10 protein-coding genes are annotated in these 13386 nt (G+C 71.3%); 7 read left to right on the forward strand and 3 right to left on the reverse strand.

The genetic code is table 11. The features are described from left to right. Positions 1–215 precede the first annotated feature (215 nt). Positions 216–1904 carry a methyl-accepting chemotaxis protein gene (locus MKK54_RS08055; RefSeq protein WP_244010265.1) on the forward strand — a complete coding sequence of 563 codons (1689 nt, stop codon included), beginning with the start codon at positions 216–218 and terminating at the stop codon, positions 1902–1904. A gap of 153 nt (positions 1905–2057) precedes the next feature. Here the strand turns inward: MKK54_RS08055 and MKK54_RS08060 are convergent, their stop codons facing one another. Continuing rightward, entirely contained in the window at positions 2058–3077 is a 1020-nt protein-coding gene (locus MKK54_RS08060; RefSeq protein ID WP_244010266.1) for a gamma carbonic anhydrase family protein, read from the reverse strand. A 174-nt stretch (positions 3078–3251) separates the two neighbouring features. On the opposite strand from MKK54_RS08060, the gene MKK54_RS08065 reads away from it, so the two are divergent. Together MKK54_RS08065 and MKK54_RS08070 are read left to right on the forward strand one after the other, a co-directional pair. Then, on the forward strand, positions 3252–3707 hold the full coding sequence (locus MKK54_RS08065) for a molybdenum cofactor biosynthesis protein MoaE (protein ID WP_244010267.1): 456 nt from the start codon (positions 3252–3254) through the stop codon (positions 3705–3707). A 246-nt stretch (positions 3708–3953) separates the two neighbouring features. Beyond that, on the forward strand, positions 3954–5183 hold the full coding sequence (locus tag MKK54_RS08070) for an AI-2E family transporter (RefSeq protein WP_244010268.1): 1230 nt from the start codon (positions 3954–3956) through the stop codon (positions 5181–5183). 10 nt (positions 5184–5193) lie between these two features. Here the strand turns inward: MKK54_RS08070 and MKK54_RS08075 are convergent, their stop codons facing one another. Further along, positions 5194–6099, reverse strand: coding sequence for a site-specific tyrosine recombinase XerD (locus MKK54_RS08075; RefSeq protein ID WP_313898376.1), 906 nt, complete (start codon positions 6097–6099; stop codon positions 5194–5196). A 47-nt stretch (positions 6100–6146) separates the two neighbouring features. Continuing rightward, positions 6147–6299 carry a histidine kinase gene (locus MKK54_RS08080; protein WP_244010269.1) on the reverse strand — a complete coding sequence of 51 codons (153 nt, stop codon included), beginning with the start codon at positions 6297–6299 and terminating at the stop codon, positions 6147–6149. Positions 6300–6537: 238 nt separating this feature from the next. Here MKK54_RS08080 and MKK54_RS08085 point away from each other — a divergent pair, with 238 nt between their 5' ends. The 4 genes from MKK54_RS08085 to MKK54_RS08100 all read left to right on the forward strand — a co-directional run bounded on the left by MKK54_RS08085 (position 6538) and on the right by MKK54_RS08100 (position 13332). Beyond that, the gene (locus MKK54_RS08085; protein ID WP_244010270.1) at positions 6538–7209 is read left to right on the forward strand and encodes a shikimate kinase; all 672 of its coding nucleotides are present in this window, start codon (positions 6538–6540) and stop codon (positions 7207–7209) included. Next, entirely contained in the window at positions 7206–8324 is a 1119-nt protein-coding gene (gene aroB, locus MKK54_RS08090; RefSeq protein ID WP_244010271.1) for a 3-dehydroquinate synthase, read from the forward strand. Before MKK54_RS08085 ends, aroB begins: the two co-directional genes overlap by 4 nt. A gap of 41 nt (positions 8325–8365) precedes the next feature. Then, positions 8366–11230 carry a PAS domain S-box protein gene (locus MKK54_RS08095; RefSeq protein WP_244010272.1) on the forward strand — a complete coding sequence of 955 codons (2865 nt, stop codon included), beginning with the start codon at positions 8366–8368 and terminating at the stop codon, positions 11228–11230. 1049 nt (positions 11231–12279) lie between these two features. Beyond that, positions 12280–13332, forward strand: a complete 1053-nt coding sequence (locus MKK54_RS08100) for a sulfate ABC transporter substrate-binding protein (RefSeq protein ID WP_244010273.1) — start codon at positions 12280–12282, stop codon at positions 13330–13332. The last annotated feature ends 54 nt before the right edge of the window (positions 13333–13386 follow it).

A 13386-nucleotide genomic window follows, 5' to 3' on the forward strand; every position in this document is an offset into this window, starting at 1 on the left:
GGACGCCGCAAGAATCCGGCGGCGCGGCCTCAAGACGTCGGAGACGCCGCTCCTGATCGACGGTTCCATCCGCTGGGGGCGTCGCCGAATCCACGTCCGGCGCGCGCTGATAATCCGATCTCATTTTACGCGAAACCTTAATCATTCGAATCCAGTGTCCGCCTCCTGCCGCGCAAGATCGTCTTGCCCCAACGGCAGTCCGGATGAGGTCCGTCGTGTCCTTTCAAGCCCTGTCGATCCGTACCAAGCTCATCGCCGCGTTCCTCACCTTGACCCTCTTCGTCGTCGGGCTGGGGAGCTTGGGCCTCGTCGGGACCCAGCGAATGCGGGAGCAGGCCGTCGAGATCGAGACGAACTGGTTGCCGAGCATCCGGGTCCTGGGCGAGATCGATACGCTCACGGCGCGCACCAGCGCCGTGGTCCTGCGGCACACGCAGGCCACCGAGCCGAAGCTGATCGCCGCCATCGAGGGCGATCTCGAGCGGTTCGGCACGATGCTGGACGCGCGCCGGACCGCCTACGAGCCGATGATCAGCTCCCCCGAGGAGCGGGCGCTCTACGAGACCTACCTGCGCGAAGCGGCGAACTTCCTGGTGGTGCGCCACACCATCCTGGAGCTGTCGCGCAACGGACAGAAGGCGGAGGCCTTCACCCTCTACGAAACCAAGGGCCTGCCGATCCGCCGCGCCGCATCGAACGCCCTCGACAAGCTCGCGGCCCTGAACAACGCCGGTGCCGTCGCGGCGCAGGCCCGGAGCAAGGCCGTCTTCGAGCAGACCCGGAGCCTAGGGCTCTGGGCCGTCATCGGCGCGGTCGTGCTGTCCGTCCTGTCCGCGTGCCTGATCATCCGAGGGGTGACGCGCGGCATCGACGCCGTCGTGCGGCCGATGCAGTCCCTGGCGGCGGGGGATCTCTCCGTGACCGTCCCGCACCAGGGGGCCAGGACCGAGATCGGAACCATCGCGGACGCCGTGCAGGTGTTCAAGGACGGGCTGGTGCGGATGAAGGCCCTGGAAGCCGAGACGGCCCTGTCGCGGGCCGGCGCGGAGGCGCAGCGCAGGGCCGCGATGCAGACCCTGGCGGACGGCCTCGAGAGCACGGTCGGCGGCATCATCGCCACCGTCACCCGCTCGGCCACCGCCCTGCAGGCGACGGCCCAGAGCATGGCGGGCACCGCCACCCAGACCGCCAACCAGTCCACCAGCGTCGCGGCGGCCGCCGAGGAGGCGGCCTCCAACGTCACCACCGTGGCGGCGGCGGCCGAGGAGCTCGGCGCCTCCGTGCAGGAGATCGGACGCCAGGTCAGCAATTCGGCCATGATGGCGCAGGCGGCCGTCGCGGAGGCCGCCCAGACCGCGACCTTCGTGCAGGCCCTCAACGCGGCCGTGGCCCGGATCGGCGACGTGGTGACGATGATCACCACGATCGCGGGCCAGACCAACCTGCTGGCGCTCAACGCCACCATCGAGGCGGCGCGCGCCGGCGAGGCCGGGCGCGGCTTCGCGGTGGTCGCGGCGGAGGTCAAGGAACTCGCCAACCAGACGGCGCGGGCCACCGAGGAGATCGGCGGTCATATCAGCCAGATCCAGGGCTCCACGACCCAGGCCGTGACGGCGATCAGCGGCATCACCGCCCGGATTCAGGAGATCAGCGGCGTCGCGACCTCGATCTCGGCGGCGGTGGAGCAGCAGGGCGCGGCGACCCAGGAGATCGTGCGCAACGTGGCCCAGGCCTCGATCGGCACCGGCGAGGTGACGCAGAACATCTCCGGCGTCGCCGGGGCGGCGGAGGAGACCGGGGCCGCTGCATCCCAGGTCCTGGCCTCGGCCTCCGAATTGTCGCGGGAATCGGGGCACCTCGACGCGGAGATCGCCCGCTTCCTCGCCACGCTGCGGGCGGCCTGATCGAAGGGCCGTCGTCCTTGAAACGGGTCCGGCTCGCGCTGGACCCTGCTCCGCCGTCAGCGACCGGCGATGCGCCCGGGCCCGCGTCGGTCATTGTGCCCGAACGGCCGGTCGAGCCCGTGGTAGCGCCCCCCCGATGCCCTCGACCCGCCCTTACGGGCTCGTCTCCTGCGCCTGGCGGTAGGCCCGGCCATGGGCCACGTAGCCCTCGACGACGCGGGCCATCATCGTGCGCTTCTCCGCGTCGAGGGGGCCGAGGATGCGGGCGGGGCGCCCGCCCCAGAGATGGCCGCCCTCGAGGAGCTGGCCCGGATCGGTGGTGGCGCCGGCCGCCAGCAGCACGTCGTCGGCCACCACGGTGCCGGGCGCGACGACGCAGCCGATGCCGATGAGGCTGCGGGCGCCGATGCGGCAATCGGCGAGCCGCACATTGTGCCCGATCGTGGTGTCGCGCCCCAGCACGACGCCCTCGCCCCGCGTGCGGACGACGCTGTTGTCCTGGATGTTGGTGTTGGCGCCGACCACGATGGGGCCGACCTCGGCGTGCAGGTCGCAGGAGAACAGCACGCTCGCCCCGGCCCCGAGGGCGATCCGGCCGCGCAGGCGCGCGGTGCGCGCCACGAAGACGCTCGGCTCCGGCTCAGGCTCGTCGGCGGCGGGGGCCTGGGGCAGGTCGCCCGAGGCCTCGCGCAGGCGCTCAGCCCGCTCGGCGACCTCCGGGAGGGTGATCGGGCGCACGGGCTTGGCGGGGCTGCCCGCATAGGCGAAGCCGGCGGCGAGATGCGCCCGGGGGAACACCGTGGCCCCCGCCTCGATCAGCACGCCGCTCTCCACGCGCGCGCCGTCGAGCACGATGACGTCGTCCTCGATCACCACGTCGGAGCCGACCGTGCAGGCATGCACCACGGCGTTGCGGCCCACCGTCACCCGGTCGCCCACCAGGGTCGGGTAGGTGTCCGTGGCGATGTGCACGGTGGAGCGGTGGCCGAGCCAGAAGCGTTCGCCGATGGCGACGCGGTTGCCGTCGGCGCGGATCACGCTGTGGTCCCCGAGCCAGGCCTGCGCGCCGATCGCGGCGTCGCCGATCACCGTGCTCGCGCGCCCGCACCAGACCGGACGGGTCGAGAAGACCGGCAGGGCGCCGTCATGGGGCAGGATCAGCTCTGGCGTCACGGCGGACAAGTCCTTCGCATCCCGGTGGTGTCGCCGGGCGTTCGGGGGCATAGAGCGCCCGACAGGGCAGGTTCGCCGGGCCTCGTCAAGGGTCTATCGCCGGTCTGCCGCCCGCGCGCGGGCCGGCGCGGACGCCGTTCGCGCGCGGGGCCGAGAGGAGTCCGAGGGGTGTCCATGCCAGACGTCAGCATCCAGAGCGCGCCCTTCGACGCGGCCACCGAGATCGCCCGGCTCGGCCGCGACCTCGGCGGCCGGGCCGGCGCCATCGTCACCTTCACGGGCCTGTGCCGCGACGAGGGCGGGCGCCTCACGGGGCTCGAACTCGAGCATTATCCGGGCATGGCCGAGGCCGAGATCGGCCGCGTGGTCGAGACCGCGCGGACGCGCTGGCCGCTCCAGGGCGTGTGCGTGATCCACCGCCACGGCCTCGTGGCGCCGGGGGAGGGAATCGTCCTCGTGGTCACCGCGTCGAGCCACCGGATCGCCGCCTTCGAGGCGGCGAGCTTCCTGATGGACTATCTCAAGACGCGCGCTCCCTTCTGGAAGCGCGAGCATCTCGCCGACGGCACCACGGGCGGCTGGGTGGAGGCGACGGAGGCCGACGACCAAGCCGCCGCCCGCTGGGCTTAGGCCGCGCCGCCTCGGGACCGGCGCCTCACGGTCGAGCTTTCCAAGGCCGATCTTTCCAAGATCGAGCCTTCCGAGGCCGAGTGTGCACGGAACCGAAGCGTGGCCTTGTGACATCCTCACCGAAGCCCCGGCGCCGCCGGTCCATATCCCGTGCCCGAGTCCCCGTTCTCGAGTCCCAAGTCCCCGTGCCCAAGTCCCCGTGCTCGAGTCCCCGTGCCCGAGGCGCGCCAGGAGCCGAACCCCTTCATGCCCATTCCCTTCCTGAGCGGGGATTCCGCCGGTCCCCAGCCCCGCGGCTGGTCCCCGGCCGTCTCCGGCATCGCCGTCGTGGCCTTCGTCGCCCTCCTGGCGCTCGCCTGGATGGCGGCCTCGACGCTGCTCCTGGTCTTCGCCGGCATCCTGCTCGGGGTCTTCCTCGACGGGCTGACGCGCCTCCTCGGCAAGGTGCTGCCCGCGGGCCGGGGCCTGCGGCTCAGCCTCGTCAGCCTCGCGCTCGCCGGATTCACCCTCGGCCTCGTCGCCTTCGGGGGCGCCACCATCGTGCAGCAGGGGCGCGACCTCGGCCAGACGGTCGCGGCCCAAGCCGGCACCGTTCGCGAAAAGCTCAAGGATTACGGCATCGACGTGCCCGAGATCGCGCCCGGCAACCGGCGCGCGGACGCGAAGTCCGGGGGCTCCCAGGATTCGGGGGGCAAGGATTCGGATACCAAGGATGCCGCTGCCAAGGATTCCGGTACCAAGGGTGAGGACGATTCCGCCGGCTCGGGTCAGAAGCCCGGCGGCCTCGCGGGGCTCGCCTCCGGCGCGATGAAGAGTCCGGGCTCGCTGCTCTCCGATGCGGGCAGCGTGCTCGGGCCGGCGGCCACCGTGGTCATCGGCCTATTCAGCGCCCTGGGCAACGCCCTCGTCATCGTCTTCCTCGGCCTCTCGGTGGCGGCCGATCCGGCCGCCTACCGCGACGGCCTCGTGCGCTTCGTGCCGCCCGCGCACCGGGCGCGCGCCACGGCCCTCCTCGACGGCATGGGCGAGACCCTGCGGCACTGGCTGTTCGGCCAGCTCATCACCATGGCGGTGATCTTCCTGTGCACCTGGGCGGGCCTCGCCTTCCTGGGCATCGGCGGCGCCCTCATCCTCGGGCTCCAGGCCGGATTGCTCGCCTTCATCCCCACCATCGGCCCGCTGATCGCCGGCGTGGTGATCGTGCTCGCCGCGCTGGCCTCCGGCACCACGGCGCTGCTCGGGGCGCTCGGGGTCTACCTCGCGGTGCAGACGCTGGAGAGCTACGGGCTGACGCCCTTCATCCAGAAGCGGGCGCTCGACATTCCGCCGGCCACGATCTTCGCCGGCCAGCTCGTGCTCGGCGTCATCTTCGGCCTCTGGGGCATCGCCCTGGCGCTGCCGCTCATGGCCGTGGTGAAGGTGCTGCTGGCCCAGCTCTACATCGAGGACACCCTGCACGAGGAGGCGGAGGCCTGAGCGGCCTCGCTCACTCGTCCATCAGCGGGTGCAGGTCACGGACCATGCTCTTCAGGCGGTCGTCGAGGACGTGGGTGTAGATCTGCGTCGTCGAGATGTCGGCGTGCCCGAGAAGCTCCTGCACGATGCGCAGGTCCGCGCCGTTCTGCAGGAGGTGGCTCGCGAAGGCGTGGCGCAGCACGTGCGGGCTGACCCGGTCGGCCCGGAGACCCGCGGCGGAGGCCACGCCCTTCAGGTCGCGGGCGAAGGATTGCCGGGTCAGGTGCCCGCTCTCGCTGTCGGCGGGAAACAGCCAGGGGCCCTCGACGCTCAGGCCGGCGAGGTGGTCGCGCATGGCGCCGCGCGCGATCTCCGTGAGGGGCACCAGCCGCTCGCGGCCGCCCTTGCCCTTCACCACGAGGTAGCGCTCCTTCGTGGAGGCCGCCGCGCGGGGCAGGGCGACGAGTTCCGAGACGCGCAGGCCCGTGGCGTAGAGAAGCTCGATCAGGCAGAGCATGCGGATGCCCCGCGTGTCGCCGGACGCACCGGCGCTGGCGGCCTCGCGCGCCACGGTGAGCAGCCGGTCGACCTCCGCCACCGAGAGCACCTTGGGCAACGCCCGCACCCGGCGCGGCCCCCCGACCGGCGCGCTCGGGTCGTCCTCGGCGAGGCCCTCCGCGTAGAGGAAGCGATGGAAGCCCCGGATGCAGGAGAGCTTGCGCGCGGCGGAGGCCGCCGAGAGGCCCCGCGTCTCCAGCCCGGCGAGGTAGGCGCGCACGGGGGCGGCCTCCATCGCGAGCGGGTCGTGCCCGTCCCGCGCCAGCGCGCCGAGGTAATCCGCGAGGTCGCGCCGGTAGGCGGACAGGGTGTTGGCGGCGGCCCCCCGCTCGGCGGCGAGCATGTCGAGATAGTCGCGGATCAGGGGTTCGCCCGGCACGGTCTCGCCGGGCGGGACATCACTTGGCGCGGGCGGGGCGGCCTCCGTCACCGGTTCGGCGGCTGGAGCTTCGCGGCCGGGATGGTCACGCTCATCTCGCGCGGGGTCGGCACCACCAAGGTCGCCAGCGCGAACATCCCCGCGAAGGCGAGGCCGCCCAGGATGGCGATGGTGGCGAGGAAACGGAACAGGGTCGGCACTCGGACGAACCTCGATCGTGCGGCGCTGAAACGGGGGCGCGCCTCGGGAGCCGGATGACTTTCGGAAGCCAAGCGTGGCTGACGGCAAGCTTCGGGTTGCATCACGGGCGGGCGCGGATGGCAATGACTTCACGGCCACAGGGGGCGCGGCATTCCGGTGCGCGCCCACGCGCCGGGTGCTTCGCCCGCACCGGAAAACGCGCTAAGACCCGCCCAACGACGTGTAGACGATGTGTTGATGTCCGTGATGACCGAAATCCCTCCTCAGGGCGGTGCGCCGCCCTCGGGTGAACCGCCGGCTGGCCCAGCCGGCGGCGAGCCGATCGAACTGCGCCTGCGCCGGGCCCTCGGCCATCGCTCGATCGTGCTCGTGGGTCTCATGGGCGCGGGCAAGAGCACGGTGGGCCGGCGCCTGGCCACGCGTCTGGGGCTGATGTTCAAGGATGCCGACAACGAGATCGAGACGGCGGCCAAGCTCACGATTCCCGACATCTTCGCGATCTACGGCGAGCCGAGTTTTCGAGACGGCGAGGAGCGGGTGATCGCCCGCCTGATGCGCGAGGGCCCCCTCGTGCTCGCCACCGGCGGCGGCGCCTTCATGCGCGAGACCACGCGCGCGCGGATCGCCGAGGGCGGCGTCTCGATCTGGCTCAAGGCCGAGCTCGACGTGCTGATGCGCCGGGTGCGCAAGCGCGGCGGACGTCCCCTCCTGCAGACCGAGGACCCGGAGGAGACCCTGCGGCAACTGATGGAGGTTCGCCATCCCGTCTATGCCGGCGCCGACGTGGAGGTGATCTCGCGCGACGTCTCCCACGACCGGGTGGTGCAGGACGTCATGGAAGCCCTCGACGCCTACCTCAACCGAGCCAATCTCAACGGACCCATGCAGACAGGGATCGCCGCCCAGTGACCGAGCGCCTCACCGTCGGCGTGCCCCTCGACCAGGGGCGCGCCTACGACATCCTGATCGGACGCGGCCTCCTCGACGAGGCCGGCCGCCACGTCGCCGCACTCGGGGCCCGGGCGGCCGTCATCGTCTCCGACACCAACGTGGCGGCCCTCTACGGGGATCGCCTGCGCCGGAGCCTGGAGGCGGCGGGCCTGCGCTCGGGGTCCGTCACCGTGGCGCCGGGCGAGGCCTCGAAGGCTTACGCGACCTACGCGGAGGTCTGCGACGGGCTCCTCGCCCACAAGGTGGAGCGCAACGATCTCGTGGTGGCGTTGGGCGGCGGCGTCGTCGGCGATCTGGCGGGGTTCGCGGCCGCCACCCTGCGGCGCGGCGTGCGCTTCGTGCAGGCGCCGACGAGCCTGCTCGCCCAGGTCGATTCCTCGGTCGGCGGCAAGACCGGGATCAACTCGCCCCACGGCAAGAACCTCATCGGCGCCTTCCACCAGCCCCGCCTCGTGCTCGCCGACACGGCCACCCTCGACACCCTGTCGGAGCGCGAGATGCGGGCGGGCTACGCCGAGGTGGCCAAGTACGGCCTGATCAACGATGCCGGCTTCTTCGACTGGTGCGAGGCGCATTGGGCCGGCATCTTCGCGGGCGGGCCGGAGCGCGACGAGGCGGTGGCGATCTGCTGCCGCGCCAAGGCCGGCGTGGTGGTGCGCGACGAGCGCGAGGACGGCGAGCGCGCCCTGCTCAACCTCGGCCACACCTTCGCGCACGCCCTGGAGCGCCTGACGCACTACGAATCCGCCCGCCTCGTCCACGGCGAGGCGGTGGCGATCGGGCTGGCGCTCGCCTTCCGCTTCTCCGCCCGCCTCGGCCTGTGCCCGGGCCAGGACGCGGGCCGCGTCGCCAACCATCTCGCGCTCGCCGGCCTGCCGACCCGGCTCCAGGCGGTGCCCGGCGGCTGCGGCGACGCCGACGCCCTGGTGGAGGCGATGGCCCAGGACAAGAAGGTCCGCGACGGGGCGCTCACCTTCATCCTGGCGCGCGGCATCGGGCAGGGCTTCATCGCCCCGGGCATCGATCGCGCGGCGGTGCGCGCCTTCCTCGACGACGAACTGAGCGCCGCTTGAGCGCCGGCGGACGGTGGATCCCGGGCGGATCGGAGGCGCCCGTGAGCGACGTCGAAGCCGAGGCCCTGCGCCACCGCGTCGCCGCGCTGGAGGCCGAGGTCGCGCGCCTGCGCGGGACGCCGGCGGAGCGGCCCGAGATGGATCTGCGCCTCATCACCGACGCGCTGCCGGTGCTCGTGGCCTATGTCGACCGCGCCTACGTCTACCGCTTCAACAATCGCCATTACGAGAGCTGGTTCGGGCGCGACCTCGCGGACCTGACCGGCCGCCACGTGCGCGACGTGCTCGGCGCCGATTCGTTCGCGGAGCGCCAACCCTTCATGGACCGGGCGCTCGCCGGCGAGGCGATCCTCGCCGACGGCTTCCTGCCCGATCGCGACGGCCGGCGCCGCGCCTGCACCACCCGGTACATCCCGCGCCGGAGCGAGGCCGGACGCGTGGAGGGCTTCTTCGTCCTCGTCGTCGACATGGACGAGAGCCGGGCCGCCGAGGCCCGGCGGATCGCCGTGGCCGAACTCGGCGACCGCCTGCGCGACCTCGACGACACCGCCGAGATCGCCTACGCGGCCTCCGAGATCCTGGGCACCGCCCTCGGCGTCAGCCGGGCGGGCTACGGCACCATCGACCCCGTGTCGGAAACCATCCTGATCGAGCGCGACTGGAACGCGCCCGGCATCAGGAGCCTCGCCGGCACCCTGCACTTCCGCGATTACGGCTCGTATATCGAGGACCTGAAGCGCGGCGAGACCGTGATCTGCGTCGATGCCGAGCAGGACCCGCGCACCGCCTCCGGCGCCGAGGCCCTGAAGGCGATCAGCGCGCAGTCCTTCGTCAACATGCCGCTCACCGAGCATGGCGGCTTCGTGGCGCTGCTCTACCTCAACCACGCCACGGCGCGGCCCTGGTCGCCGGAAGAACTCGCCTTCATGCGCAACGTCGCCGAGCGCGTGCGGGCGGCGACCGAGCGCAGCCGGGCCACCGCTGCGCGGCGGGCCAGCGACGCGCAGTTCCATGCCTTCGCGCAGGTGGTGACCATCCACGTCTGGGCGGCCTCGGCGGCGGGCGCCCTCGATTGGTTCAACGACCAGGTCTACGCCTATAGCGGCGCGGCGCCGGGCGACCTCGACGGCGGCGCCTGGACCACCCTCATCCATCCCGACGACCGCGAGGCGGTGACCCGGACCTGGAGCGCGGCGCTGGAAGCCGGCCATTCCTACGAGACCGAGTTCCGCATCCGGCGCGCGGACGGAGTCTATCGCTGGTTCCTGGTCCGGGCCGAGCCGATCCGGGCCGGCGACGCCACGATCCTGCGCTGGGTCGGCACCAACACGGACATCCAGGACCGCAAGGCGGCGGCCGCCGAACTCGCGCGCCTCAACGCCAACCTGGAGCGGCAGGTGGAGCGCCGCACCCGCGAGCGCGACCGGATCTGGGAGACCACCACCGACCTGATGGGCACGGCGGGCCTCGACGGCTACCTCAAGAGCATCAACCCCGCCTGGGCGCGGACCCTCGGCTGGAACGAGGACGAACTCCTCAGCCGACCCTTCGCCGTGCTGATCGACCCGGGCGACCATGCCGAGACGGCGGACGTGGTCCGGCGCCTCGGGCAGGGCGAGACCGTGACGGGATTCGTCGACCGCGTGTTCACCAAGGATGGCGGCCAGCGCATCGTGATGTGGACGGCGGCCCCCGACGGCGAGATCTTCACCATCATCGGGCGCGACATCACCGAGCAGCGCCGCACCGAGGACGCCCTGCGCCAGGCCCAGAAGATGGAGGCGGTGGGCCAGCTCACCGGCGGGCTGGCGCACGACTTCAACAACCTGCTCACGGGCATCTCGGGCAGCCTCGAACTGCTCCAGACCCGGATGGCGCAGGGGCGCCTGACCGACCTCGACCGCTACATCAACGCGGCGCAGGGGGCGGCCAAGCGCGCCGCCGCGCTCACGCACCGCCTGCTCGCCTTCTCGCGCCGCCAGACCCTCGACCCGAAGCCCACCAACGTGAACGGCCTCGTCGCCGGCATGGAGGAGCTGGTGCGGCGCACGGTCGGCCCCGCGATCACCATCGAGGTGGTGGGCGCGGCCGGGCTCTGGCCCGCCCTGGTCGATCCGAACCAGCTCGAGAACGCGCTCCTGAACCTCTGCATCAACGCGCGCGACGCGATGCCGGAGGGCGGGCGCATCACCATCGAGACCGCCAACAAGTGGCTCGATACCCGCGCGGCCCGCGAGCGCGACCTGGAGCCGGGCCAGTTCCTGTCGCTCTGCGTCACCGACACCGGCACCGGCATGGCGCCCGAGGTGATCGCCCGCGCCTTCGATCCGTTCTTCACCACGAAGCCCATCGGCGAGGGCACCGGCCTCGGCCTCTCGATGATCTACGGCTTCGCCCGCCAGTCGGGCGGGCAGGTGCGGATCTACTCCGAGGTCGGCCAGGGCACCACCGTGTGCCTCTACCTGCCGCGCCATTACGGCCCCGCTGAGGAGCGGGACGCGCAGGCGGACCTCGCGCACGCGCCGCGCGCCGAGCAAGGCCAGACCGTGCTCATCGTCGACGACGAGCCGACCGTGCGCATGCTGGTGACGGAGGTGCTGGAGGATCTCGGCTACACCGCCATCGAAGCGGCGGACGGGGCGGGCGGCCTCAAGGTGCTGGAATCGGACGTGCGCCTCGACCTGCTCGTCACCGATGTGGGCCTGCCCGGCGGCATGAACGGGCGCCAGATGGCCGATGCCGGCCGCGTGGCCCGCCCCGGCCTGAAGGTGCTGTTCATCACCGGCTACGCGGAGAACGCCGTGCTCGGCAACGGCTACCTCGAACCCGGGATGCAGGTGCTGACCAAGCCCTTCGTGATGGAGGCGCTCGCCGGGCGCATCCGGGAGCTGATCGCGGATCGCTAGAGGTTTGATCCCAGGGTTTACGAGTCGTCGAGCGCGTTCACGCTCGGCGCAATCGCTTCCGCACCATCCTGATCCGATGGTCCAAAAGCCCTGGAACGACCAAGCCCCGATCCACTTCGCCCGCGAACTTCATCACCGCTCAGCAAACCTTGCCGGATAGGTTCTCAGCAAAGTCCGTCTCGCGGGCGCACCGCCAGCAACTTCAGGAACTCCACTTGCGCGGACGTCGGCGCCGGCAAAGGCCTGAGGCCAGCGGGTCCGTGTGATGCGTTTACCGCGCTGTCGAATGTTCGTCGCGGACCGGGTCCGTTTTCACGGACGGTTCAGGCCGGACGCGCTAGGAGGGCGCCAGAGACGAGCGCGCATTCCGCCGCGCTCCCACGCAAAGCCATCCCATGACCGTCCTCGTTCTCGTCGTCGCCGGCAACATCCTGCTGGCGTCCCTGTTCTCGCTCATCGCCGTCGCGGCGGACTGATACGATCGGGCCCGGTTCACGCCGGAGCCTTTTCGCCCGCGCGGGCCGATCCCCATGCGCAACCCATCCCACGACCCGGCGGCGCGATCCCTGACGGGCACGACGCCGCCCGCGCGCGCATCCACGCGGATCGCAAACCTCCCTCACGTCTGACCGGGGTCCGCCTTCGATAGGGCCGACGCGGCCCATCCCCGCCACCAGCGCCCGGGCAACGCCCCAGTCACGGCCCGGCTGGCGACTCGGCCGGGACTTTTCCCCTGATCGGGCCTCGTAGCGACCGGACCGATCGCCGGGCGATCGTCGACGGGCTGGATAAAAATCTCCGAAACGTCCTTTCTTAAGAACACCCCGCGACCACTTATTTCTTCCCCCTCCGCGTCACAGGGGAGATCGGTCTTCTCCGAGGGTTCGAAACCTTCCTGTCGCGTCGAAAAAAAGAGGAGAAACGTATCGGCTCAGCCTTGAGGCGATCGATGCTTCGTGCTTGACAATGTTCTTTAAAAAGAACGAAACCCGTCCCTATCAGCCGGTGCTCCATCGGCGGATACGCGCCATCAGCTTTCGGAGACGCATGTGAGCGAGACCTCTTCCCGGACCACCGGACGCTTCCGCACACGCCGCCATGCGGTGCTGCTCGGCGCCGGTCTCGCCGCGGCCGTCTTCGCGCCGTCCCTGGCCTGCGCCCAGACCGAACTCCTCAACGTCTCCTACGATCCGACCCGCGAGCTCTACCGCGAGATCAACGCGGCCTTCAGCGAGGAGTGGAAGGCCAAGACCGGCGAGGCCATCACGGTGCGCGCGGCGCATGGCGGCTCGGGCTCGCAGGCCCGCACCGTGATCGACGGCATTCCGGCCGACGTGGTGACCCTCGGCATCCCCTCCGACATCGACGCGATCAGCCGCCTCTCGAAGAAGATCCCGGCCGACTGGCGCACCAGGCTGCCGAACCAGGGCCTGCCCTACACCTCGACCGTGGTGTTCCTCGTGCGCAAGGGCAACCCGAAGGGCGTGAAGGACTGGGGCGACCTCGTGAAGCCCGACATCAAGGTCATCACCCCGAACCCGAAGACCTCCGCCGGCGGCCGCTGGAACTTCCTCGCGGCCTGGGGCTACGCCTACGAGCGGGACGGCAAGGACGCCGACAGGGCCAATGCCTTCGTGGGCGAGGTCTACAAGAACGTGCCCGTGCTCGACACCGGGGCGCGCGGCTCCACGGTGACGTTCGCGCAACGCGGGCTCGGCGACGTGCTGCCGACCTGGGAGAACGAGGCCTACCTGGTGTTCGAGGAGTTCGGCCGCGACAAGTTCGACGTGGTGGTGCCGCCGACCTCGATCTACGCCGAGCCGCCGGTCGCCCTGGTCGACACCAACGTCGACAAGAAGGGAACCCGCCGCCAAGCCGAGGCTTATCTTCAGTTCCTCTACTCGGACCGGGCCCAGGCGATCTTCGCCAAGCACCATTACCGCCCGCTCAACCGCGCGGCCGCCAAGCCCGAGGATCTGGCGCAGCTGCCCGAGCTGAAGCTGTTCAAGATCGAGGACCTGCAGGGCGACTGGGACGCGATCCAGAAGAAGAATTTCGACAACGGGGGCCTGTTCGACCAGTTGAGCAAGGCTGGGCGCTGACGGGAAACCTCCGGTCCCCTCCCCCGTATGCGGGTGGGGGTCGAGACTTGAGCA

Source organism: Methylobacterium sp. J-068, assembly GCF_022829445.1.
Classification (GTDB): domain Bacteria; phylum Pseudomonadota; class Alphaproteobacteria; order Rhizobiales; family Beijerinckiaceae; genus Methylobacterium.